This window comes from Mesorhizobium sp. M4A.F.Ca.ET.020.02.1.1 (assembly GCF_004022645.1).
Taxonomy (GTDB): domain Bacteria; phylum Pseudomonadota; class Alphaproteobacteria; order Rhizobiales; family Rhizobiaceae; genus Mesorhizobium.
This window is the reverse complement of the sequence record NZ_RZOI01001291.1, coordinates 1-732: the sequence shown is the minus strand read 5'-3', so window position 1 is coordinate 732 and position 732 is coordinate 1. Positions and strand designations below refer to the sequence as shown.

At 67.8% G+C, this 732-nt stretch carries 1 protein-coding gene; it reads right to left on the bottom strand.

Going from position 1 to position 732, the window contains the following annotated elements:
- Positions 1 to 732 (bottom strand): mechanosensitive ion channel domain-containing protein (locus EN742_RS36720; RefSeq protein ID WP_128333976.1); only part of this gene is annotated, 732 nt, incomplete at both ends.

The window sequence follows — 732 nt, the reverse complement described above, 5'->3', positions numbered from 1 at the left end:
CCACCGAGACGAAGCGCGCCCGCAATTCGCGGATCCAGCCGAACGTGCCTTCGAGCGAGATCGTGTCGCCAGGCTTGATCGACTTGTCGAGCAGGATGATCACGCCGGAGACGAAGTTGGAGACGACCTTCTGCAGGCCGAAGGCGAGGCCGACGCCGACGGCGCCGGAAAACACCGTCAGCGCCGTCAGGTCGAGGCCGACGGCGGAAAGCGCGACGGCGCCGGCCACCAGCACGAGGCCGATCTTGGCCACCTTGCCGACGAGGACGCGGATCGACGGCGTCAGTTCCTCGGAGAGGCGGACGCGCTCGTCGATGTAATTGCCGACGACCACCGCCAGCCAGACCGTCGCGACCAGGAGCAGCGCCGCCTTCAGCACCATGAGCGCCGAAAGCCGGACCGCGCCAAGCGGGATCGCGAGGCTGTCGAGGACGGTGGCCGCGTCATCGCTGATGTGCAGGATGACAAGGGCCGCATAGATCCAGGCCAGCCAGCCCAGCGTGCGCGCGACGAGGCGGTTGCGGATGATGCGCGACAGCACCGTCGCGAACAGCCACGCCAGCGCGAGCAGGAGCGCGACCTGGATGAGATGGGTGCGGCTTGGCCAGGTGACGGCGCGCAGCAGGCTGAGCGCGGCAAACAGGAAAAGCGTAAACAGGATCCAGTCTGTGCGCCGCAGCAGGGCGATCACCACCCGCAACAGCCCGGGATGGCCCTTGATCTGGCGTGCCT